The organism is Heyndrickxia vini (assembly GCF_016772275.1).
GTDB lineage: Bacteria > Bacillota > Bacilli > Bacillales > Bacillaceae_C > Heyndrickxia > Heyndrickxia vini.
Genome location: NZ_CP065425.1, coordinates 3,761,962 through 3,785,359 on the forward strand (window position 1 = coordinate 3,761,962; position 23,398 = coordinate 3,785,359).

Consider the following 23,398-nt stretch of genomic DNA (forward strand, 5'->3'; position numbering starts at 1 on the left):
TGCTAAAATTCCTGTATACAGGAATTAAGGAGGGAGAAATTATGTATGGCGCGACATTGAAGAATATAAGAAAACAAAAGGGGCTGACGCAAAAAGAGGTCTATACTGGTGTAGTGTCAAAATCGTTTTATAGTGATGTTGAAGCGGATAAATACTCCGTTAGTGTGGATAAATTTCAAGGACTTCTCAAAAACTTAAATATCTCTTTTGAAGAATTCTTTTACTTCCATAACCAGATGGATTTATCTGATACTCAGGAATTAGAAAAAAAGATAGATGATTACTACAAACAAGGTAAATTTGAGGAATTGTTTAGTATTTATCAAGAATATTACTCGAGCAATAGTAGAGAAATTCGTTACTTGGCATCGAAAGCTTATCTTTTAGTATTGATTACTAATAGTAACTTTTACAACTTTTCTAGAGATCCCCTGAATGAAATAATTTCGAATTTAGAAAGTACCAAATCTTGGACATTAAATGAGATTAAACTAGCAAAGTTAGTTCTCCTTTCGATACCAGAGAAAAAAATGACGGAATCCTCCAATCTTTATAAAAAAATATCAGAACAATTATCAAAGTATAAAAACTTTAGTGATATGGTCTATCAAAAAGAATTAGCTGATTTGTATTTCAATAGAATCCAAAGCCTTCTCGTTCTAAACAATATTTCCGAAGCGGAAAAGGTATTCCGTGATTACTCAAATTTGATGAATGGAAATGACGATCTTAATTTATTCATCCAATTCTATTTCATCAAGACTTTGCTTGGTCTGTATTTAGATTATTTTGTTTCCAAGGAAGAGTTCGATTGTTTCTTACGTAGCATTGATAACGTTCCAGTATCAGAATGCCATTTTTATAAGATTATTTTTCAAATACATAACGAAAAAGCTAAGAATTATTTCTTACGTTATCAGAAGTCCAATCCCACTTCCAAATTACAGAAAGATCAAAAAGCAAGAAAAAACAGCACCAAAAATGGTAAATAGCGGAACGAGTCAAATCGCAAATCACATAAATTTCACACTCAAAAAGAGTAAGATATGCAATTATCTCTCGGCCTTTTTTAAAATTTCCTTCTTTTCTTGAAACCACCCGTATGTTGGACAAATTCATTAGATATTAAAGTGAGTTCGATAAATAAACGGAGAAATTCCTCTTAATTAGAAAATAGCATTAAATAAAGCTTAAATAGACGGAAGAATTCCGACTATTTACTCAGAAAACGTAAAAATGGGTAATTTTACTTTGCTTAATAGGAAAATCTCCGCTTATTTACCCCAAACTGGTCTTCTGTCAAGAAAGTAGACAATAAAAATCGAGACTTTTTTAATAAAACACTACCGCACTTCGTTTGCTGGGGTGTTAGAAATAATCAGTCCAAAACCACGACTGATTATTTCTAACACCAAATGGCTAATTTATGAGGTATACTCCACTTCATTTTGTTGCTGTTTTTTCTCGAATTGGTTAGGAGAACAATTATCCAAAGTGGTATGTTTTCTTTTTCCATTATAAAAACTACTAATATAGTAATTTATTGCCTTTACAGCTTCCTCTCTTGTTTTAAAGCGTCTTCTGTAAATTAAATCTTTTTTGATTGTGGCATGGAATGATTCAATGCAGGCGTTATCGTATGGGTCACCTTTTTTACTCATGCTTATTTGTGCATTCTGTTCTTTCAAGATATCAATGTAATCATGCGAACAATATTGAGAGCCGCGATCAGAATGATGAATAAACCCTTCTTCGGGCTGCCTTGAAACAATCGCCATATTTAACGCTTGTATGGCTAACTCCTTTTTCATGTGAGTGGCAAGACTCCACCCTACAATTTTTCTAGAGAATAAATCCATAATCGACGATAAGTACAGCCATCCTTCCAACGTCCAAATATATGTAATGTCAGCTACCCAAACCTTATTGGGTTCCTCTACATCAAATTGTCGGTTAAGTAGGTTAGGGTAAATAGTTAAATCATGATTAGAATCTGTAGTAACTACGTACTTTTCTATTGGAGTAGCTCTTAAACCCATTTCCTTCATCATTCGTGCCACTGTTTTTTGCGAAATACTATACCCCCATTCCATTAGGTCATCGTGAACTCTAGGGCTTCCATAGGTTCCGTAACTCTCGTGAAAAGATCTACTAATTTTTTGTTGGATCTCTAAACGGTAATATTCCTTCTTAGAAAGAGGATTATTCTGGACCCTTAGCCACTTGTAGTACCCACTAGTTGATACTTCTAAAACTTTACACATCTTCCACACAGCGTATTCATCTGAGTGGGCTTGAATGAAGGCGTAAATTACTTTTGGCTTTTTGTGAAGATGTGCATACTTTTTAGGATTTCATTTTCCTCTCTTAACTGTTCTATTTCCCTTTCGTGTTGTTTCTTAAGATCTTCCAGTTCTTTGGGTGTAATATAATCTGGCTTCTTACTGTTCAATTTCTCCCTGTATGCCTTAACCCAGATAATGAGGGTCTTATAAGGGATCTCAAGCTCATAGGCAACTTCTGTTGCTTTTCTGCCTTCCTCCACAACTAACTTTGAAACATACTCTTTGTATTCTTGTGAATGATGCTTCCCCATGTGAACACGTCCTTTTAAATGTTGATTCAATTATAAACTAAATCTCGTTTTCCAGTGTCCACTTTTTAGACTAACCTCAAAACCGAGCTCTTTCCAGCGGGATAAGCGGGAAATTTCCGCTTATTTTTAAATATCACTGGTTACTCAATGAAGGATAAGACTTCTTATGTTTCGAAAAAACCAAGTAAACCTCATTTAGATGCTTTGAATCTATTGTAATCGCAATAATCCGCATACTAAATCACAAAAAATTTTCACACCATTCAATAATTTTTTCATACCCTGTGATTTACTATGTGAATTAGGGAACCAGTAAGCGATTAAAATTCTCCAAAATATTGATAAATCAATAAAAACGCATTGTGAATTCAAGCGTCTTTTGCTATGTGTTTTATAATGTTTTGTTTGCATTATTTTAACTTTCGCCATAAAGAACCAAGGATGATTGCCCATTGTCCGGTTATGTATTTCATACTGTAATCGAAATCGCCTTTATGAAAAATAAAATGGCTTTTTGTACTCATTTTCATTGTTAACAGTCAATCAATTTTTTTGCATTATCCTCTGTATTTGATAGCTAGTCCTTTCAAGAAGTTTCTGGCGAAATTATCTCCGCATTCTTTATAATTCTTATGTCCTTCTTTTCTTAGTAAAGCCCCTAGTTCTGCTTTTGATACCCTTAATCCTGCCTGTTTAAAAATATCCAGTATATCCTCCGTCGTTAAAGCCAATGCAATTTTCACTTTCTTTAAAAGTAGATTATTCACATTTCCACTAGTCTTTAACGGAGATTCTGGAGGATTAGGTTGTCCTGGCTTCGGCTCTTGTTTTCCTCTTTTGTATATAATAAGCCCATTTAAAAATGAATCTAACATGCTATGCGTACATTTTATTTGATCTTCATTCTCGAAATCCTCATCATCGTATGTTTTTATGAGTACCTTGACCACCTCCGGTACAGACAACTCCATGCCACCAAGTTTAAATATCTCTGCCATCTCTTTATTTTTTAATTCCAACGCGTATCTTAATCGAATTAATATATCGTTATTATCCATTTAAAGACCTCCTTATAATTTGTGCTTTTACAAAGTTCCGTTTATCTATTCTTTTCATCCTTTTAAATATTCCTTGCATCTTATTTAGACCCAATGAGAATCGAATAGGAGAGTTTTCAGGTACACTAATTCGGTTTTTGTTATTTTGACATAAAAACTAAAAAAGTATTATTTAACATCAATTAAATATACCAACAAAACTTACCCGAAGGAAGAGTATTACCGCCCCAATATTAAAAGAAGCAGGTTTTTCCCTTTTTGGGAACCTACTTCTTTTAATATCCGTTATTTATCCATTCAATTAGTTCAGATTCTGTAATTTTTTCAAAGTTGATTTTTTTTTCCACTTCTGAAGCGATTGATAATTTCATACCATTCGGTAAATCTCTTGATAAAAAGGAACAAAAATCATCTTTTAAAAACCATCTTTCCTTTATCTTATTGAAAGAAATGTTCGTAGGATCGATAAAAAAACCTTTTCCTTTTAATTTTAAATACGCTTCCTTTAAAGTCCATATCGATGTTAGTAAATCAGCCCTGTTTTTACTATTATTAAGAAGTTCATATTCCTCATCGGCTAAAAATAATTTATATCCCACAGTTGATAGTTTTTTTTCCACATCTATTCCTACTTTATTAGTAGACATAGCAACTACAATCGTATTTTCACAATGGGAAATAGAAATATGCTCATGATGCCCCATTAAAAAAGGTTGCCCAAGCTCAGTGTGCAACAAATTTAATTGCGCACTAAGCTTCTTATTCGTTAACTTCTTTGCCAACGATAATGCGAGTAAGGAATTGTACCTATCTGCAAATTTTTTGTACTTCATTAAATAATCTTTTTCAATCGTATGGATGAAACGAAATAATTGATCATAGACTTTGGAGTTAAAGCTGGCAGATATTTGACAAATTCTGATTGTATTATTTTGGGACAGCATTTTACAATTACTTATACCCCGGCTAATACTGCAGGTCGATTGACATATCCAACGTATATCGCATGCTCTAGCATACGATACACAAAAGCTTTGTCTGGAGTTGGCACTTTTACCCCATTTTCATTCAACACACTCATTGTATGAGGGCAAGTATAAACAAGTGGCGAATCTTTGGCTCCATCACCCTCTAGACCTGCCATTGCTAACTCTAAGCCTTCCTTATCCTTCGGTTGATCTGAGTACAAGTAATCTACATATTCTTGTTGAGGTAATAATTTTATATCATAACCAAAGTCGTTTATTGCTTGAATAAATTCTTTATAAGAGATATTCAATGGATTGCAAATGTTGTAAACTCCACCGATAGATTCATCTAGCATAGCAATCGTCGTAATCGATTTACTTGCAAAATCAACCATAGTAAAGTCCATCTTATAATCTACATCCGGTGCTACACCTAACAGAATGAATCCTTTGACCATTCGATAGACAGCATTATCATTAATGTTCATTTGAAACAAGCCTGTCTCATATTGACAAGTAATGTTTCCTGGACGATAAATGGTAACGGGCAATCCTTTTTTATAATATTCCTCGACCAACTTCTCTGATTCCAGTTTACTATTAGTATATAAGCTCATAATTTCGGGAGCATCTGCTATATTAGTAGCCTGCAAGAACTCATCCCAATTTCCTTCCATTGCGAGGTCTTCAGGGATCCCTAAAGTCGACACATAATGAAAACGATCATTACATAATTGTTCGGCTAGCTTTAATAAATTCTTCGTGCTATCCACGTTTGTTTTCGTGAATTCCTCTTTACTTCCAAAGTGACGCACATCTGCACCACAATGGATGATCGAATTGACTTTCTCTTGGACCCTTGCATAGTCTTCTTCAGATAATCCTAAATCGGCTTTCGTAAAGTCACCAGGTATAACAACCACTCGATCTTTTAAGTTATAGTTAATATAAAAATTCTTTGGTGCATAGTAACTAAGCGTTGATTTTAAACGTTTTAATCCTTCTTCTTTGGTTTTTGCTCTTACCAATGCAAAGACGGTTGTATTAGTATCTCTTACTAAATCGATTAAAATATGTGAACCAAGATAGCCGGTTACCCCTGTTAGAAGTACTCCTGTTTGCGAAACAGCTTTATAGTCCAAAGTTGTATGTAAGCGTTTTGGATGTTCATATAAATCTGTTTCCTTTAAATTAGTAAATACATTTTCTTCAGTTTCTACTACCTGATCTTGCCTGATCTTTTGAGCTAATGCTTCAATCGTTGGATAAGTGAAGAAATCATTGATTTTTAAGGTTGGAAAATCCTTTTTTAAGATTGATAGCGTCGCTAGAACCTTTAACGAGTGACCTCCAATTTCAAAGAAGTTCTCATCAACACCGACTGACGATAATCCGAGAACACTTTTCCATGCTTCAACAAACTTTTCCTCGACTTTATCTGAAGGCGCTTTTTTATCCTCATCAAAACTTGATTTCAGCTCGATTGGTCGTGCGGTTAACTCTTTGCGGTTAATCTTTCCGCTTGGTAATTGCGGCAGTTCCTCTAACTCTATGATATAAGAAGGAATCATATATTTAGGTACCTTTGCGGTTAAAAAGTCTAACACCGCTTTTGGCGATCCAATCACATTATCTTTTTGTTTATAGTATGCCACCAGCATTTTATCGCCGTTAACATCTGTTGCTACAATGGCGCCGTCTTCGATGAAATCTACTTGTAATAGCTTATCTTCAATTTCGCCCATTTCGACACGATAACCACGAATTTTCACTTGTGAATCTTTCCGACCAACAAATTCAATATTCCCGTCATCTAAAAGTTTCACAATATCTCCGGAACGGTATACTAAATGATCAGATAAATCGGTTTTCACGAATACTTCTGACGTTTTTTCTGGTAAATTTAGATACCCATCAGATAGACCTTCGGTTTCAATAAGCAATTCACCCGGTACACCAATTGGATTTAAATGATCCTTTTCATTTACGATATAAACGGAATAATTCTTCAATGGTTTTCCGATTGGTATATTGACTAAGTCTTCTGGTACCTTATCTGTCACAGTATAAGTGGTAGAGAGTACGGAACATTCTGTCGGCCCATACACATTAATTAATGGAATGCTTCCAAAACGATTTTGGAATAAACGAGCGGTTTCTGCTGTTAAAGCTTCTCCTCCGACACCAAAATATTTTAAGTTACGAAAAGCTTCTACATCTTTTTCTGTTGCATATAAGGAGAACTGCTTCAATGCACTCATCGGTAACATCATGGCTGACGTGATATTTTCGCGCTTAATGGCATCTGCAAATAGACTTACATCTAACCGTTCTTCCTTTGAAAGCATATATAAACATGCACCAGTGAAAATCATCGGGCAAAGCTCCAGTAACGATGCATCGAAAGTTAATGTATAAAATTGTGTTAACGTATCTTCACTCGTAATATCGTAGATTTCTAATTCGGAGTAGCCAAATGTGATAATACTTTTATGAGGAATTTTAACCCCTTTTGGCTTCCCCGTTGACCCGGAGGTATAAATAATATAAGCAATATCTGTCGCTTTCACATCTACAAGAACAGGTGTTGATGGACCAGCAATATTTTCAATGTTCATTATTTGTGCATCCTCAGGCACTACGCCATCAATGAGATGCATACTTTCACTATTTGTAAGAACGACTTTTGTATTCGCATCCTTCATAATATACGCATTTCGCTCGTTTGGGTTGTCCGGGCTTAGCGGCACATACACCGCTCCTGCCTTCATGACCCCTAACATCCCAACAATGGCCTCAATGCTTCTTTCCATATAAACTGCGATATAATCCCCTATTTTGACCCCATTCGTTACTAAATAGTTTGCGACTTGATTGGAGTAATTCTCTAATTCTCGGAAAGTGATTTTATTAAATTCATTGGAAAGTGCATATTTCTCAGGGTAATTTCTAACCGTTTTAGAGAAGATACTGTGTAAGGTTTCCCCTTTTGGAAAGTCCTTTTTATTATTATTGATGCTTTTCCATAGTACTAATTCTTCGGGTGTTAAAATTTCTAAATCAAGCACAGCCTTTTCTTTATTGTAAGTAAGGTCAAGTGCTAGAATATTGAAACTAGATAAGTAGCGTTGCTCAAAATTGGCATTAATTATTTTCTCTGCTCCAGCAAAATAGAATTTATCCCCTTCTACAACCAACTGAAATACAATATCTTCCACGTCATCGATTTGCTTATCTGTGAATATAATATGGGTTGTACTAGCCTCTACTCCGCCTTTCAAAAGAGCTTTTTGTACCATAGATGCTACTGTTTTAACTGTAGTCTCCTTAGAGAAAGAGATTTCCAATGGGTAAAACTTACCATTCCTATGTATATCTAAAGAAACCGTCTCTTCATTTGTCATGCGATGAATCCATGAAATAAAAGCTGTTACAAGCAAAACATTATCTGTATAGGGTAATTTTTTTATGGAGGTTTTATATTTATTGGAAGTTGATTTCAGTTCTTGTTTTACTGGAAAATTTAACGTATTAATCATTTCACTGATATTTTCTTTACTATTGATCTGTTTTGTCATAATCCCTCTATCCTTCAATTATTAAATGTAGATTAATAAAGATCTATCAGGTGTTCAAGATTTTCATCACGAACACCTGACCATTCACATTTATACCTATCTATCAGCCTTTAAAGTTGATACAACACTATCTAAACCTTCTGCCACTTGGCTCATATCTTTAGCTGATTGGATGATTGTTTTAAAAGTTGCTTCTTGTTCCTGAATATTTTCCGATATCGTCTCTACTGTTTCATTATTTTTATTTGCGATTACCGATAACTGTTCAAAAGTAGATGTTACTTGTTGGTTCCCTGCAGCAATTTGTTGTGTTGCCGCCGATACTTCTTGTATACGAACAGCTACCTTACCAGCAGAATGCAAGATTTCAGAGAAAACTTTCTCCGTTTCTTCTACCAATTTAACCCCTTCATCAACAAATTTTGCTTCACTTTGAATGGATTCAACTGCTTTCCCTGTTTCAATTTGAATACCGGAAATTAGTTCTTCAATCTGCTTAGCCGATTCCCTTGACTGCTCTGCAAGTTTCCTTACTTCATCAGCTACTACTGCGAATCCCTTTCCTTGTTCTCCTGCCCTTGCTGCTTCAATAGCAGCATTTAAAGCTAATAAGTTAGTTTGGTCTGCGACGTCGGTTATTAACTGAACAATCTTACTGATTTCATCTGAGCGTGTTTTCAAAGCTAAAATGCTTTCTTCCGAATTTTTTGTTGAACTACTGATATAGGCCATTTGCTCTTTCACTTTGTTGACTGATTCATTCCCTATTTGAGCTTGCTCTTCCGTTTTAACGGAAAGCTCACTAACATCTGTTGAATTACGTGCAACTGAATCAACACCAGTAGCTAATTCTTGTAATGATTGGAGAACTTCATCTGTTGCCTCCGTCTGAGTATTAAAACGTGAGGACATTTCGGTAATTTCACTTGTTATCTGTTCAATTGTCTTTCCTGACTCTTCCACTGATGAGTAAAGAGTATTCGCATGATCTGTCGTCTCACTTGATGCAGATTTCACCGAATTCAAGAGATTTCCAACCGTTTCAACCATCACATTAAATTTAACTGCTAATTGACCGAACTCACCTTTCGTCTCTTTTAATTTAATTGAATAATCTCCATTTGATACCTTTTCGACCCCTACCATCATGCCCTGAATAGGTCTAAATGCTCTGTTCATAATAAAATATTGAATCACTGATGCTACAATCAATAATCCTATTAAAATACTAATAATAATGAACGTTTCATGATGTTTACCATCGATATAAGATTTTGCTTCAAAGTCTACTCCGTAATATGCTACTACATCACCTTGTGGGTTCATGATTGGTTTTAACACCGTAATCCATGTTCCAAAAGAATCCTTATAAGGTTCGGAAGAGACTAATGACTTTGTCTCTTTCATTTTCTTAATAGCTTTGGCAATGATATCAGGTTGTGTATACATATCTCCGATGTTAAGATTTGATTTCTTGAAATCCTCCATAAGAAAAGTCGGCCCTGAAACAACACTCGTATCTGTACCATTTTTCAATTCAGTCCCAAAAATATATCCTTGAGCTACGGCAGGTTGATATTTTGCTAATTTATCAAAATGTTCGACAAGACTTTTCGAAATCTCACTATTCTCATCCTTACTTTCCATTAAGGATAAAATATCATCATTATTTAAATCTTTTGACCAAGCCTTTACCGTGTTAGTAGAATCGGTTGTTAACTTATCCATTAGAAAATTCATGTCTGAAAAATAACTAATGCTTGTAACGACAATAGCGACTACTAATGTGCTTATAACGCTTACCATCGTAAATCGCGCCTTGTATGATACATTTGCAAAACTAAAGAATTTCTTCAAAATAAACATTCCTTTCATTATTTTTTAACCTTTTCGGCTTATAGCCTAATCACTAATCTTAAGCTAATACCATACCAACTCGCGCTTCCTTCAACTATTGAAGTTTAAAAAAGGTGATACACAGACAAAAAAGCTCACCAATTAAGATTGGTGAGCTTTTAATAAATGAAGTTAAATAAAGCCATAGCTGTACATATAAACTCATTTCAAAATTCCAATCCTTCTTGGTAACCCGGCGGTCCTAGCTTAAAAGCCTTAGATCCGTAGCTTTGCGTCCTTATTTTTCAATAAGTTTGCCCTTATCAAAAGGTATTATTCTATGAAATTGTATTAGCGAGAAATCTCGTTTGTAATTTAAAGATAGGATTAATGAATAGAACTAAATCACTATTGATACGATAGGATAATTTACTCAAACAAAAGAAGTTTGATTAGAACGTTTTACCCATATCAAAATATTATACAGGGTAAAATGTTATATGTGAATAATAAATAAGGAATTACTTTGAAAATGTGAATTTTTTGTGCAAACCATTATTGACTAATCGTAAGAAATAAGCGGAGAATCTCCGGTTATACTGCAGAAATATGCTTTGTTTAGGGGATATAAGCGGAAATTTTCCGATTAAGCAAAGCAAAATTACACATTTTCATGTCTTGCGAGTCAATAGTCGGAAAACTTCCGTCTATTTTAGCTAATTTCAGTGCTATTATGCTAATTAAGGGAACTTTCTCCGCTTATTTATCAAACTCGCTTTAGCATCTAATGCATTTGTGATTTTGTAAAAAAAAGGCTTAGAGATATTTACATCTCTAAGTCTTTTTGACTGTGAATTAAACAGTGAAGTTTATGTGATTTACCGTTTTGCGACTTACAAGTGAACCCGTTATCAATATGAAGGTGTCTATCTTTTTTGTGCTACATCAATATTGTACAAATTCGTCTATACTCCCCATTAGAGCAAGTTGGTGTAAATGATCCAGGTCTTCTTGATTCAGCTATAAATCGCCCCAGGCAAACAATCTCTGGTAACCAACTATTTATGAAAAAGCTGCTGCTTTGTTTGAATCTATAGCTAGAAATCATGCTTTCTACAACGCTAACAAACGAACTCCCCTCGCCACAATTATTCCTTAATAACCTTAAACAGGCCGTATCCTATCTGAATTCTTTGGATCACCCAACCCCACATGAAACATACTGCGTTTTCGTCATTAATCTAAGTTGAACTGGCTTAACAAATGGAAAAAGCCCAGTTTTGACACTAGGCTGGGATGATTATTTCATTTTATGCTTCACAGAAACCTTCACAACATCATCCATATATTTCATTGTATTATATCCGTGAATAACCAGTCTTTTGGGAATCACTTTTTCTTTTGCATTGTCAGTGCGTAACGTCATTTTATAAACAGTTTCGAAATAACGCGGCTGCTCGACCATTTCATATGCGACAGGATTTTCATTCATATCGTATTCATTCCCGTTTTTATCGACTAGCACTCCTTGATTCTCATTTTCTATTGAACTCAGATCATTTTTATCATCACCGAAGATTTCCAAATCGAGCGACTCATATGCACGATTCTTAATTTCGGAATTGCTTACGACAACCTCAGTAGGTTGTCCAACTTTCACCTTGTCGATGGAAATTTTACTTCCTGCATATTCAAAGGTTTGAGGATATTCTTTAGAAGCATCCAATTCAATAGTTTTTTCATCTTTAAATGATAATTGGGCAGAATTGAATTGAGCGTTTACCTCTTTTGGCTTTTCTCCAAAAAGAGGGTCAAAGTTTGCCTGAAAAGTACTCCAATCAGTGTTTTGATCTAAAAAAGAAGCCCCATATAAGTCAACTTTCACTTTTTTATTATTCACTTCTAGATTATCGAGATTAAGAAACTCAACCCGTTTATCTGTCCGTTTATTATTAACAGCATAATCTAAAACCGTCGTTGTTGGGGCAATGGTTAGCTTGTCAAAGCGAACTGGAATCCCCTCGACCACTGTTTCACCGCGCAATGTATATTCGATGGACGGCCTTTTTGTTACAGGGATCTCGAAGTTCCACTTCCCTGTTTCCGCTTCTTCCATGTCCTCGAAACCCCATAAACTATTCTTATCTGAGGAATTACGAACTAATTTTAGAAGCTTTGTGATTGTAAGTTTGATAGTCCCTTTATCTTTTAGTAGTGGCTGAAGACTAATCTTTCCGTGATACACGTTCTTTTCTTTATTGTTTAAATCCGATTTTAGGTCAGGAGGATAAAATCTCATATTTGCTTCGGTATTCGTTTCAATTTCGTTCTCGACAGAAACCCCTTCACCAAAGTCTATAAAGAATTGACCATCTTCCCTTGTATCTACTATTTCATAAAAAACAAGTGTCTGAATATCATCAGCAATCGCGCTTTTAATCTTAATTTTTATCCCATTACTCTCAGCTTCCAAGTTCAGCCTTTCACCCAAGCCTTTTTGCAGGAAGGTACGCAATTCCTGATCTTCTTCTGTCCATGTATAGTAGAGGTTAGTAAATGAGCCGGTAAATATCCCGATACCGATTAGTAATGCGAAAAAACTTGCAATAGCAATCCCAATTTTTTTTCGTTTATTGTTCTTTAATTCTCTGATCTTTTCCTTTTCTAACAACCTAGCTTTGACGTTTTCCATGAAATCAGAAGGAACATGTAAGTCTTCAATGATCCTTTTAGAGTTTAAAATAGTTACCATGACCCTCTGAAAGGACGCCAGATCCTCCTGACAATCTTGGCAATTATGCATATGTACCTCAAAATCAATCTTTTTTGCTCGATCAAGATTTTTTTCTAAGTAATCAATGTAATACCTATGGTAGTCATTACATCCATTAAAGGATTGCTCATAACCCACTCCTTTTCTAAGTGACTGGATTCCGAAAAACAATAACTCTTTCAACTTTTCTATTGAAACTTGGAGAAGATGTGATACTTCCTCATGAGTGTGCCCTATTAAATAGGTAAGAACGAGTGCCTCCCTCTCATTCTCCTTCAACTGATGGAGTGCATTAAATAATTCCTGCTGCGGTGAACCTTCCTCTACAGCTTGTAAACTTCTATCTGTTGAAAGCTCCCGGCAGGTTTGTATAAAAATAGATGTAACACTCGTTTCAAATGATGTTTCTTTTTTTAATTGTGGTAACTCTTTGAGAACTTTTATAATGGTCCGGTAAAAAAGCTCCCCCATTTGCTTCTGATTCCTAAGATAGGACCACCCCAAAATATAGAACGACTGTTTGTGCAGATCGAACCAATCGATGATGGATTCCATGCCCTTTTCTCTTTTAGTAGTAATTAAAGCGGGCTCTATTTTTGTTGGAATCATCAACGCATTCCCCCCTTGAATTGTCTCATTAAACCTAATGATATTTATATTTTAATCTACTCTATCATTCTATCTTTTAAAAAGGTTACCATTATTCTGTCTTTTATTCTTAGATGCTTTCCGTAAAAATTTACCCCACATCCAGTTGTTTACTAAAAAAACAATTTTATCCCTCTTTTTATTGTACATGATTTAGGTAAATAAAGCATAATTGATTGAAGGGTATAGAAATAATAAAGATATTTTCTCCAACTTTACTAATTTATAATGGAGGGAAAAAAATGAAGATCGTTATAGCTGGTGGTTCAGGATTTATTGGACAAAAATTGACGAACGCATTAATTGATGATGGGCATGAAATTATTATCTTAACTAGGAAGGAAAAAACATCTACGGGAAATATATCATATTTAAAGTGGCTTGAGGAAGGTACTACTCCAGAAAGTCAATTAGGGAATGCCGATGTATTTATTAATTTAGCAGGTGTTTCAATTAACGATGGCAGATGGAATTTAAACCATCAGAAGCAAATTTATGATAGTCGAATGAGAGCAACTGATGAATTATTGAAAATCATATCAGCTTTACCACAAAAGCCTTCGGCACTAATTAATGCAAGTGCAATCGGTATTTACCCATCATCATTAGATGCCGTATATACGGAAGAATCTATAGAAACAGCAAATGATTTTCTAGGTAAGACTGTACATGATTGGGAAAACAAAGCAAAGCAAGTAGAAACATATTCAATTCGTACCGTCTTTATGAGATTCGGTGTTGTGCTTGGAAATGAAGGCGGGGCATTTCCTCTTATGTCGTTGCCATATAAATTATTTGCGGGCGGCACTATCGGTTCAGGTAAACAATGGGTGTCATGGGTCCATATAGCAGATGTAGTACGGTCCATCCTATTTGTCATTGAAAATGATAAAATACATGGCCCTGTCAACGTGACATCACCATCTCCAATACGGATGAAGGATTTTGGTAAAACAATCGGTTCCGTTTTACATAAACCCCATTGGTTACCCGTTCCTTCATTTGTAATGAAATTAGCCCTTGGTCAAAAAAGTAACCTTGTTCTTAAAGGACAACAAGTTATACCGCAAGTATTAATGAAAGAAGGATTTACATTCATGTTCCCTTCACTCAACTCAGCTTTGGAAGATCTGCTAACAAAAAAGTAGGGAAAAAAGGTAAAATGTACCCTATAGAGTAGACACATAAAAAAGTCTACCTATAGGGTGCTTTTTTGTATAATTAATAAATACAACTAGAGAATTAACTTGGAGACGGGGAAATTATGAGTAAAAAGACTTTCACGGAGAAAGAGATCAAGCAGCTAAAAACCAATAAATACGTTAAATCTGTAAGTTCAAAGGGGATCACTTATACAGATGAATTTAAGCATATTTTTATTGAAGGAAAAGAGAAAGGAAAATTTGCTAGAGAAATATTTGAACAATGCGGTTTTGATGTAGAAATTTTGGGGACGAATAGAGTTAAGTCGGCGAGTAAAAGATGGCAGAAAGCCTACAAGGAGAATGGGATTATTGGTTTGCGCGACACTAGGGCAGAAAACTCAGGGCGGTTACTGAAAAGTGAACTTACCCTAGAGGAGAAAAATGCTCGCTTAGAAGCACAAATTAACTTACTGAAGGCGGAAAATGAACTATTAAAAAAGATACGATTTGCAGAAAGGGGGATGAGGAAATAGAGCTTCCCCCTAGCCAAAAGTATGTCCTCATTCATGCGGTGATTGAAAAATACCATTTAAAACATATGGTGAAATATCTATGTGAAATCGCTGGAGTTTCAAGAAGTGGGTACTATAATTACTTCTCGATAAGGTCACAAGAACAAAGAAAACAAAAAGATGAAAAGGATGAGGTTGTAAAGGAGATAATTTTAAAAGCCTTTAATTTTAAAGGCCGTAAGAAAGGGGCACGTCAAATCAAAATGACCTTGGCGGGTCAATTTAATGTTGTCTACAATTTGAAACGTATTAGACGAATTATGAAGAAATACGGTATTCTTTGCCCCATCAGAAAGGCAAATCCGTATAGACGAATGATGAAGGCTACCAAAGAACATAGAGTGGTGCCAAACCTTTTAAACCGGGAATTTAAGCAAGGTATCCCATGCAAAGTTCTTCTAACTGATATTACTTATTTATTTTACGGTAATGGCAAAAGAGCTTATTTATCAACCATAAAGGATGGATCAACGGGTGAATTATTAGCCCATCATATGTCGGAACGGATGACTATTGATTTAGCCACAGACACCCTTAAAAAGCTAGAGAAGAACAGAAACTTTAAGAAATCGAAAGATGCCCTAATTCACTCAGACCAAGGAGTGCATTATACTCATCCGGTATTTCAAAAAGCAGTAAAGAAACTAGGTCTACGCCAATCTATGTCAAGAAGAGGAAACTGTTGGGACAACGCTCCTCAAGAATCTTTCTTTGGCCATCTTAAAGATGAAGCCTCTATTAAAGCATGTACAACTTTTGATGAAATAAGAAAAGAAATAAAACAATACATGATTTATTACAATCACTATAGATATCAATGGAATTTAAAAAAGATGACCCCTGTTCAATACAGAGATCATCTTCTTAAAACTGCCTAGGTCTTTTTTAAAATGTCCTTTACAAAGGGTACACTTTAAATAGACTTGATCTTTTTTTTAAGTAATAATTTTGCATCGCACTCGAATTGTGCTGAGTATGCGCCAACACATAGGGTGCTGCTGGGTTTTCAATTCTAACGACTTACAATTCATTTCTATTTGGTCATCTTTAACGCTTCCTGTATATATTGATAGATTTCGCTGTCTAACCCATATTGCAAGTTATTGTCGGGATTTTCCTGATGGAATTTTCCTGCCTGTTTCCGTATATTGGTATCATTTATAGTTATTGAATGCAGGTTCCTTCTCCATTCCTCCGATAAATTTCTCACTTTTTCATCCGAAGGTGGAGTGCCCTTGTCTTTTTCCGAACGGATTTCTTCTAAAATCTCCACAAACTTTTTCTCTACATTTTTTAGTTTCTCTTTATCAACCTTGTTATAAAAATCCCTAATACGATCTAATTGGTCTTTTGTAAAATATTTTTCTTGGTACAATTTCATGGCTCCCAACAGCTCTGTTATTTCGTCGAAAGGCAACATTTTTTTATTTCGAATGAATTCTAAAGTGATTTCTAATTCTCTTAATAAATTTTGTTGAATTTGTATATCCCTTTTTACACGTTCAATTTGAGTTTCAATGATGTTTGCAGCAGAATTTTCATTTTTATTCTTTATAACTTTCTTTATATTATCTAAAGACAATCCCATTTGTTTTAAAGATAAGATTTGCTGCAGATTTGTTAAATCTGATTTCGTGTAGAGCCGATGCCCCGACTCGGTATACTTGGATGGAGAAAACAACTGAATTTGATCATAATATCTCAACGTTCTTATCGTTAAACCCGTCAATTCTGCAAGTTCTCCTACTTTCCAATACTCTTTCATCCTAATCAGTTCCTTTTCTTAAAAATAAATTCTTCCTCAAATAAGTGCTTGAAGTTCATCTGGATGAAAACTATATGTTCTCCCACAGATTTGACATCCTGTTTCAATTGATTCTTTTTTGCTTATTGCTTGCCTTAACTCACCCTTATTTAAAGCATAGAGCATTCCATAGAACATTTCTTTTGAGCAACCGCAGAAAAATTGAACAGGACTGCACCCAATTATTTTCACATCCTCAAAAAGCTCAGATAACTTTTCTTCAATATTGTTCTTGTTTTTTCCTAAATCGTTAAAAAAGTCCCTATTTGTAAGAAAGATATGTTTTATTACATCAATCAGATGATGTGGAGCACCGGGGAGTAATTGTACAAATATTGCATTACTAAATAATAAACCACCCTCAAGATTTTGCCCAAAATTGGTTCCTAAAAAAGTTTGAGTTTGTTCACTTTGTATAAAATAATGTGAAATATCATCAACAATATTTTGGTAAGGCATGTCTGTGATCCCAGTAAACTGATTCATGGCGGATCCTTTAATAACTCGAATATTTCCTTTGTCACCGATTAGCTGTTCGAGTGATACATTACTAATAAACTCCGAAGAAGCATTTCTTAATCCCTCATTAAGATAGCCCCTAATATTTCCTTTAGCATCTGCATCAGCAAAAACCTTATATTTTGGATTGCTCATTGTAATCTGAAGACTTACACGATGATCTCCTTTTAAGATTCCAGACATTAAACTCACTACTGATATTGTTTTTCCTAATAAGAGCTTTTGCAATTTATTTGTTTCATTATTTAGGCTAATAATGGTATTTATCAATTTAGTATTATCAACAAAATACAAACGAACTTGTTTGTCATATATGAGTGTCTTAATAATCAAATTTTGCATGGTAATGTTTCCTTTCAATCATTTTTTCTGTTAAGCCCACTATAAAACATTACCTTACGTAAGGTTCAAGGATAAAGTTATTTCCTTGAAGTAATTTGTACTATATTAGAAAATATATGAGTTCCCATAAAAAGAACCCCGAATTCGCAAAAGAATTATTTTACGAAATCAGGGTCTGATTAACAAATATATATTTTAATGACCAAGATTATTTCTTATCTGAATACCCATATGTTATGGATATCTTTACTAGTCACAATTTGCGTTAAAACATTACGATTATCGCATGATTCAAGATATAAATCCTTTCCCTCCGTGTCACCAACAACAACCTTTATATTAGATGAAAAATTTATCACTCTAACGATATCAGAAGAAGAAGACACCTATAGGGTGTGTTTTTTTATGCCATCAAACAGAAACAGAAATAAAACGCATGCATCCCTCACTTTCTCTCTTGGTACCAATTTTATAAGTGCTATAATGCAAATTAACGAGAACCCTATAAGAATCCATCTCTCAATATTCATCTTAATCATCCCAGAAACATTTACCTATACTATGCTTCAATATAACCCATTAATACCTATAAAATCGCAAATTTCAATAAAAGACTAAATGTGGCACATAGCTTCCTCAATAAGGCGGCCAATCTTACAATATACCCCGGCGGAACTGCATCTGCTTTAAAATTGCTTTATTATCGGTTCCTAAAGAGTTAGCTATTTCATGATAACTTTCATTTTTATTTAAATATCGTTTAACTGCGTGTAATTTATCTTCTGAATTAAATTTATCCATAAAAAACTACACCTCCAATTGTTAGATGGTGTCTAACAATTGGAGGTGTAGCTCATTGTAATGGAGTATTAACAAAAATTGAGGTTAGTTTAACATACGCTAATTTATGTTTTACACTTTTAAAATGAGTTGCCCCACGCACTCCACATGCGTGAGGACTTATTTCTTATACAATTACGCAAAAGAAATTTCTCTAGGGGGTGAATTTATCTATTTTTACCCCTTTCGCATGATAATTTACCCCTTTAGACAAAGCTTTAGACCCCGTGGGGTAAGTTTTGCTAAAGGGTTATACTCTTAGCAAAACCAAATTACATTCCATCAATCTCTTTATCTTCTAAACCCATAATTAGATTTTTAATCCAACCTGGTGCATTTTGTATGGGCGTACCTTTTTCTAAACATCTTACTACTTCTTCAACGTCTTCTTTTCTCCAAAATCTATCTCTTATATAACATTTGGTAGAACAGAAGTTTGCTTTGGATTTCCTAGATTCAAATTCGATTCCACAATAGTAGCACACATTGATACATAGTTGGATGGGTTTCCTCCCATTTTCTTTTACACTTCTGGGAGCAGTAAACCTTTGGGCGTCCCCCCGTGGGTTTTTCATTTATTCGAGTACCGCAATTCTTACAAAATTCTTTCGAATAAATATCGTCCTCTTTTTTCTTTTTAAGTTCAGCACCATACCCATCAAGCCCTTGTGCCTTACAAAAGTTTCTTACCTTATCTCTGGATAAATCCAAAGCAGCCGCGATGCTTCGATACCCAATACCTATTTTACGCAATTCTATAATCTTGTCTTTTTGATCATCGGTCATTTGCATTACCTCCACCCTTTTATTGATGTCTAGTAATGCTCTGAAAGGTACGTAAAGTCAAATTACAAAAGAATCGTACCATTCATTTTTCTTTAACAAAGAAATTAAATTGTAGAGCATAACATTTCTTGCTCCAGAATGGTGCTTTAAAAATTTTGACCACTACTGGGTTAATGGAAATAAAAAGAGTCCAATCTAAATGCGGTTTGGTTCAACTAATTAGTGTTTTCGTATGTTTCCTCCGCAATAACGTTACTACTTATTTTCTATAAAACTCTCTTTTATTTGAATAAAAAAGAATGAACCTCATCTACTAATTTTTTTGAATTATTATCCATGAATAGAAGTTTATGGTCATCTCTCTGATGTTTATAAATGGTTTTAGGATATAGAGAATCATGAGACAGATAATTTATCATCAACGACTTAAAGCCATTATGCCTAACGTTATCAATTCGCCTTAAATCTTCCACAACGTTTGGATTCTTCATTTTTTTAACAGCTTTAACAGAGATTAATGCACAGATTTCCGTTCCCTTATAAATAAGAAGATCAGGGACGTTATGACCTTGAATTCCGTTCACAGGCTCTACAGGACTTAAAGCAAACTCTTTTTGTTCCTCGAGTAAAAAGAAGAATAGTCGATTGGTCAAATATTCGCTAAACCCTGTAAGATTTTCCGAAGTTCCACAACGATCATAATGAACCTTAAGAAAAGACTGATATACTTCTGAATACTCATTACATGAGAAGTTATACAAATTTTCTTTAAGAAAACGATCTAATTGGTCAAACCAGCTTGTTATAAATTCCACTTGAATCTTTCCCCTCTTGGATTTATGAAAAATTCTTTCCGGTAATTTTCCTGATTAGTTTGCAAAAAGCATCCCATTCATCTGGAAACTTGTTATCTCCTTGCTTGCTTATATTTCGTCCTTCTCTTATGATCTCCACACTCCATAGGGTACCATCAAGAACACCAGGTTCTATGTACTTTGCCTTCCAATTAAGTAAGTTAACTATCTTCAATTCTTCAATAAATTTCTTTGCTGTTGTGGGATATAGTGTTTTTTGAATCGATTCTTCTCCTCCACCAACCCAATGGCTCCATGAAACTAGTAATGGAGATAGATTAACTTCAATATTGTAATAGCCTTCGAAGTAACCCCCAACCGAAGCCTTTAGTCCCTTAATTTTATCATAAGAAGCTTCAAGAGCTTCCTCCTTATTCCACTCATGCTCGCAATCTTTGCAGGAGTACTCCGGTCCACCAACAATAATGCAGCATCCTCCAAGTTTAATTTCTCCCGCTTCTGCCTTGTGAAATGCCTCTTGGGTGGGCATACCATATAATATTTTCATAGTATTTTTGGACCCATATTTTGGACACTGTTGATATTTGATAGCCATCGATTCTTCTTTCTCCTTTACATTGATTTCAGGGACTGTCATCCCTCGAAATTTAGCAAGTTTTATTGGAAGAGCGATAGGGATTGGAGAGTATAAAATACTAATACTTTTTCCACTATGTTTTTTTGGATGTCTAAAGGAATACTTTAATGTATCAAAACACAAATAAATCCCAGTCCAAAACTGAGATGAAATTCATCTTAATATAATTTTCATAACCACTTCCACATGAAGCGAGAGGACAGAATAAATGTCTTTCGAACTGTCCGTTCTCGGAAACATATCCATGGCGTTTTTTGCTGTATCGGTAGGCGTAAAGATTGGTGCATGAAAAGGCCTTATTCATGTTTAATAGACTGTAAAAACATATATAATGTGGAACCTAACATTATAAGAAATTCATTGACTATAATCACTGTTAAGAAGCAAGAAATAGGCTACTTTATACTAAAGTGGCCTACCCATACGTTAGAAAACTGACCCTTAAAGGGGAAAATGAAAAACCCTTTTAATACATCTCTCCCTACTTCTATTCCGTGTTCTTTCGTACTGTATAGAAAACGATATGGAAAACACCTGAACACGCTATGGACAAGGGATTGAAGGGATATTGGACATAAAGAAACGGGACGAAGTCCTACTGGACCCGCCCCGATATAATATTGATTTTTGATTGAAAAAACCGATTGAGTAACGATTAATTACATAATTGACTGTCCGCTGCTCTTCCCGCTTCCTTTGCCGTTTGGAAACCAACTATTTAACAGTAGGTAGTAACTTTTTAGCAGAGGGAAGAGGAAAGTAACAGCTACATCTCTAAGATCATAATGACCCCTTTACATCCCTACCCATTTTTTACATTAGCTTTTTAATACTAACTTTTGATCCTCTATGACATAAACACAATCAGCCACTCTATCAACAAAGGTTCGATCATGCGATACAAATAGTACAGTTCCTTCATATCCTTTTAAAAACCGTTCCAACGCTTCAATACAAAAAACATCCAAAAAGTTCGTGGGCTCATCCAAAATGAGTATATTGTATCTTCCTAAGAATAACTGACACAATATTAGACGAATAGACTCTCCACCGCTTAAATTCCGGACATTCTTTTTTAAATCATTTCCTGTAATATTCATAGAGTGTAGAACAGAACGAATTTTGCTCTCATCGAAATCACTTCTATCTTTCATAAATTCCAGTACAGATTCATCCTTTGTAAACTGATAGTCCATTTGTTCATAAATGCCGATAACCGCTTTTGGCGAAATCGTAATCCCTTCACCACGCTGTAAAATATGCCGAAGCAACGTTGTTTTACCTGAACCGTTTTTACCTGTAATAGCAATGGTCTTGCCTAACGGGAATTGAAAACCCGATTTATCAAGAAGTGTCTTCTCCCCCGCCTTTAGCCTTAACTGATCTGCCATTATCGGAAATTTATTGTGTAATTGCAAAGCACTAGACTGGTGAAATCGAATGATTTGCTCTTCTTTCGGTGCTTCCACCGCTTCAAGTTGTTCTACTCTTTGCTCTATTGCTTTTGCTGCTCTTTGGACTGCCTTTTGACTTGTATCCTTGGATTTCGTCATAAACATTTTATTCGCCTTTGCTTTTGTTTCTTTTTTGGACATATGTCCATTGGCCTGTGTAATTTTTTCAGCCTTCTTCATCTTTTCTTCTGCGGCTTTGATAAGACGTGATTTTTCTTTTAAATACTTGTCATGTTGTTCCTGCTGTTGCCTTTTCTGAAGTTCTTTTTGTACGACGTAATCCGAATAGTTCCCTGTATATTCCGTTACAATTCCATCTTGGACTTCCCAAATCTTCGTCACAAGTTTATCTAATACATACCGGTCATGACTCACGAGTACGAGTGCACCATAATAGTAAGCCAATTCACCGATAAAAAGTTCTACACCCTCTGCATCAAGATGCGTGGTTGGCTCGTCAATTAATAAACCTTCATGATAGTTTGAAAAAAATTGAGCTAGTTTCAGCCTTGTTTGTTCCCCACCGCTGAAATTATTGATGTCTGTTTCAGGGATAGACAGCTTTCCTTTTAGGTCATAATCCACCTCTGCTGGCCCTGGTACAGTTAATTGATCAAAATAAGCAAAGTCTACATGACTTTTCACTTTTCCGTTTGACGGTTGAACTATACCCGCTAGTAACTTTAATAACGTACTTTTTCCTGCTCCATTTTCCCCGACAACACCGATGCGATCAAACTGATGAACAGCTAAACGCTCAATCACTAATACAGTTTTATCTAAATAAGTTAGTTCAACATTTTCTAATTCAAAACATATTTCTTCCATTTTTGCTACCTCCCGAAAATTGGTGATTTCGTACCGATAGCTAGGACCGATACGAGCCTTTATTTCAAGTTAAAGCCCGTATCAAAAGAATAATAAAAATTGCATCGTTTACTCCCCCTATTTCGTAGGATTATTTATATTCCATTTATTGATAATCAAATTGTTATAGAAAATGGTACAGCTATGGGACACCCATTAC

General features: G+C 34.9%; 19 protein-coding genes and 1 riboswitch. Of the genes, 5 read left to right on the forward strand and 14 right to left on the reverse strand.

The genetic code is table 11. From position 1 onward, the window contains the following. Positions 1 to 41 precede the first annotated feature (41 nt). Positions 42 to 992: a helix-turn-helix domain-containing protein gene (locus tag I5776_RS18770; protein ID WP_202778056.1), complete on the forward strand. Its 951-nt coding sequence runs from the start codon at positions 42 to 44 to the stop codon at positions 990 to 992. A gap of 432 nt (positions 993 to 1,424) precedes the next feature. Here the strand turns inward: I5776_RS18770 and I5776_RS18775 are convergent, their stop codons facing one another. From I5776_RS18775 to I5776_RS18800, 6 genes are all read right to left on the reverse strand, one after another. Beyond that, positions 1,425 to 2,312, reverse strand: a complete 888-nt coding sequence (locus I5776_RS18775) for an IS3 family transposase (protein ID WP_202780864.1) — start codon at positions 2,310 to 2,312, stop codon at positions 1,425 to 1,427. Further along, positions 2,312 to 2,596, reverse strand: coding sequence for a transposase (locus I5776_RS18780; protein WP_202778057.1), 285 nt, complete (start codon positions 2,594 to 2,596; stop codon positions 2,312 to 2,314). The genes I5776_RS18775 and I5776_RS18780 overlap by 1 nt, the downstream gene beginning before the upstream one ends. Before the next feature lie 557 nt (positions 2,597 to 3,153). Next, positions 3,154 to 3,654 carry a YehS family protein gene (locus tag I5776_RS18785; RefSeq protein WP_202778058.1) on the reverse strand — a complete coding sequence of 167 codons (501 nt, stop codon included), beginning with the start codon at positions 3,652 to 3,654 and terminating at the stop codon, positions 3,154 to 3,156. 275 nt (positions 3,655 to 3,929) lie between these two features. Then, positions 3,930 to 4,598 carry a 4'-phosphopantetheinyl transferase family protein gene (locus tag I5776_RS18790; protein ID WP_202778059.1) on the reverse strand — a complete coding sequence of 223 codons (669 nt, stop codon included), beginning with the start codon at positions 4,596 to 4,598 and terminating at the stop codon, positions 3,930 to 3,932. Between the two features lie 11 nt (positions 4,599 to 4,609). Then, positions 4,610 to 8,200 carry a non-ribosomal peptide synthetase gene (locus I5776_RS18795; RefSeq protein ID WP_202778060.1) on the reverse strand — a complete coding sequence of 1,197 codons (3,591 nt, stop codon included), beginning with the start codon at positions 8,198 to 8,200 and terminating at the stop codon, positions 4,610 to 4,612. A 96-nt stretch (positions 8,201 to 8,296) separates the two neighbouring features. Further along, the gene (locus tag I5776_RS18800; RefSeq protein WP_202778061.1) at positions 8,297 to 10,057 is read right to left on the reverse strand and encodes a methyl-accepting chemotaxis protein; all 1,761 of its coding nucleotides are present in this window, start codon (positions 10,055 to 10,057) and stop codon (positions 8,297 to 8,299) included. 223 nt (positions 10,058 to 10,280) lie between these two features. Further along, a riboswitch (cyclic di-GMP riboswitch) is annotated at positions 10,281 to 10,365 on the reverse strand. Positions 10,366 to 10,971: 606 nt separating this feature from the next. Here I5776_RS18800 and I5776_RS18805 point away from each other — a divergent pair. Together I5776_RS18805 and I5776_RS21840 are read left to right on the forward strand one after the other, a co-directional pair. Then, complete coding sequence (locus tag I5776_RS18805; RefSeq protein ID WP_425490298.1) at positions 10,972 to 11,133, forward strand: hypothetical protein; 162 nt, start codon at positions 10,972 to 10,974, stop codon at positions 11,131 to 11,133. Beyond that, the gene (locus tag I5776_RS21840; protein ID WP_425490391.1) at positions 11,118 to 11,195 is read left to right on the forward strand and encodes a hypothetical protein; all 78 of its coding nucleotides are present in this window, start codon (positions 11,118 to 11,120) and stop codon (positions 11,193 to 11,195) included. Before I5776_RS18805 ends, I5776_RS21840 begins: the two co-directional genes overlap by 16 nt. Before the next feature lie 141 nt (positions 11,196 to 11,336). Here I5776_RS21840 and I5776_RS18810 read toward each other — a convergent pair whose 3' ends face one another. Beyond that, positions 11,337 to 13,418, reverse strand: a complete 2,082-nt coding sequence (locus tag I5776_RS18810) for a DUF4179 domain-containing protein (protein ID WP_246483840.1) — start codon at positions 13,416 to 13,418, stop codon at positions 11,337 to 11,339. A 281-nt stretch (positions 13,419 to 13,699) separates the two neighbouring features. Between I5776_RS18810 and I5776_RS18815 the strand changes: the two genes are divergently transcribed. Continuing rightward, a complete protein-coding gene (locus I5776_RS18815) occupies positions 13,700 to 14,605 on the forward strand; it encodes a TIGR01777 family oxidoreductase (protein ID WP_202778063.1) in 906 nt (301 codons plus the stop codon). A gap of 116 nt (positions 14,606 to 14,721) precedes the next feature. Further along, a protein-coding gene (locus tag I5776_RS18820) for an IS3 family transposase (protein ID WP_246483841.1) occupies positions 14,722 to 16,052 on the forward strand; the annotation gives its coding sequence in 2 pieces (ribosomal slippage) (positions 14,722 to 15,094 and positions 15,094 to 16,052; 1,332 coding nt in all). Between the two features lie 155 nt (positions 16,053 to 16,207). Here the strand turns inward: I5776_RS18820 and I5776_RS18825 are convergent. The 7 genes from I5776_RS18825 to I5776_RS18855 all read right to left on the reverse strand — a co-directional run bounded on the left by I5776_RS18825 (position 16,208) and on the right by I5776_RS18855 (position 23,199). Continuing rightward, positions 16,208 to 16,939: a MerR family transcriptional regulator gene (locus tag I5776_RS18825; protein ID WP_202778064.1), complete on the reverse strand. Its 732-nt coding sequence runs from the start codon at positions 16,937 to 16,939 to the stop codon at positions 16,208 to 16,210. Between the two features lie 36 nt (positions 16,940 to 16,975). Continuing rightward, positions 16,976 to 17,839, reverse strand: a complete 864-nt coding sequence (locus tag I5776_RS18830; RefSeq protein WP_202778065.1) for an Hsp33 family molecular chaperone HslO — start codon at positions 17,837 to 17,839, stop codon at positions 16,976 to 16,978. A gap of 654 nt (positions 17,840 to 18,493) precedes the next feature. After that, entirely contained in the window at positions 18,494 to 18,640 is a 147-nt protein-coding gene (locus tag I5776_RS18835; RefSeq protein WP_202778066.1) for a transposase, read from the reverse strand. Positions 18,641 to 19,135: 495 nt separating this feature from the next. Further along, a complete protein-coding gene (locus I5776_RS18840) occupies positions 19,136 to 19,465 on the reverse strand; it encodes an Fpg/Nei family DNA glycosylase (RefSeq protein ID WP_202778067.1) in 330 nt (109 codons plus the stop codon). A 281-nt stretch (positions 19,466 to 19,746) separates the two neighbouring features. Further along, the gene (locus I5776_RS18845) at positions 19,747 to 20,280 is read right to left on the reverse strand and encodes a hypothetical protein (protein ID WP_202778068.1); all 534 of its coding nucleotides are present in this window, start codon (positions 20,278 to 20,280) and stop codon (positions 19,747 to 19,749) included. A 22-nt stretch (positions 20,281 to 20,302) separates the two neighbouring features. Then, positions 20,303 to 20,917: a hypothetical protein gene (locus tag I5776_RS18850; protein WP_202778069.1), complete on the reverse strand. Its 615-nt coding sequence runs from the start codon at positions 20,915 to 20,917 to the stop codon at positions 20,303 to 20,305. An 818-nt stretch (positions 20,918 to 21,735) separates the two neighbouring features. Beyond that, complete coding sequence (locus I5776_RS18855; RefSeq protein ID WP_018665426.1) at positions 21,736 to 23,199, reverse strand: Msr family ABC-F type ribosomal protection protein; 1,464 nt, start codon at positions 23,197 to 23,199, stop codon at positions 21,736 to 21,738. Positions 23,200 to 23,398 lie beyond the last annotated feature (199 nt).

Bases quoted from the DNA above. Each gene is read 5' to 3' on its own strand.
- I5776_RS18815 (WP_202778063.1), top strand. From the start codon at position 13,700: ATGAAGATCGTTATAGCTGGTGGTTCAGGATTTATTGGACAAAAATTG.
- I5776_RS18825 (WP_202778064.1), bottom strand. From the start codon at position 16,939: ATGAAAGAGTATTGGAAAGTAGGAGAACTTGCAGAATTGACGGGTTTA.
- I5776_RS18835 (WP_202778066.1), bottom strand. From the start codon at position 18,640: ATGGATAAATTTAATTCAGAAGATAAATTACACGCAGTTAAACGATAT.
- I5776_RS18810 (WP_246483840.1), bottom strand. From the start codon at position 13,418: ATGATTCCAACAAAAATAGAGCCCGCTTTAATTACTACTAAAAGAGAA.
- I5776_RS18795 (WP_202778060.1), bottom strand. From the start codon at position 8,200: ATGACAAAACAGATCAATAGTAAAGAAAATATCAGTGAAATGATTAAT.
- I5776_RS18770 (WP_202778056.1), top strand. From the start codon at position 42: ATGTATGGCGCGACATTGAAGAATATAAGAAAACAAAAGGGGCTGACG.
- I5776_RS18785 (WP_202778058.1), bottom strand. From the start codon at position 3,654: ATGGATAATAACGATATATTAATTCGATTAAGATACGCGTTGGAATTA.
- I5776_RS18780 (WP_202778057.1), bottom strand. From the start codon at position 2,596: ATGGGGAAGCATCATTCACAAGAATACAAAGAGTATGTTTCAAAGTTA.
- I5776_RS18840 (WP_202778067.1), bottom strand. From the start codon at position 19,465: ATGACCGATGATCAAAAAGACAAGATTATAGAATTGCGTAAAATAGGT.
- I5776_RS18830 (WP_202778065.1), bottom strand. From the start codon at position 17,839: ATGCAAAATTTGATTATTAAGACACTCATATATGACAAACAAGTTCGT.
- I5776_RS18790 (WP_202778059.1), bottom strand. From the start codon at position 4,598: ATGCTGTCCCAAAATAATACAATCAGAATTTGTCAAATATCTGCCAGC.
- I5776_RS18855 (WP_018665426.1), bottom strand. From the start codon at position 23,199: ATGGAAGAAATATGTTTTGAATTAGAAAATGTTGAACTAACTTATTTA.
- I5776_RS18850 (WP_202778069.1), bottom strand. From the start codon at position 20,917: ATGACAGTCCCTGAAATCAATGTAAAGGAGAAAGAAGAATCGATGGCT.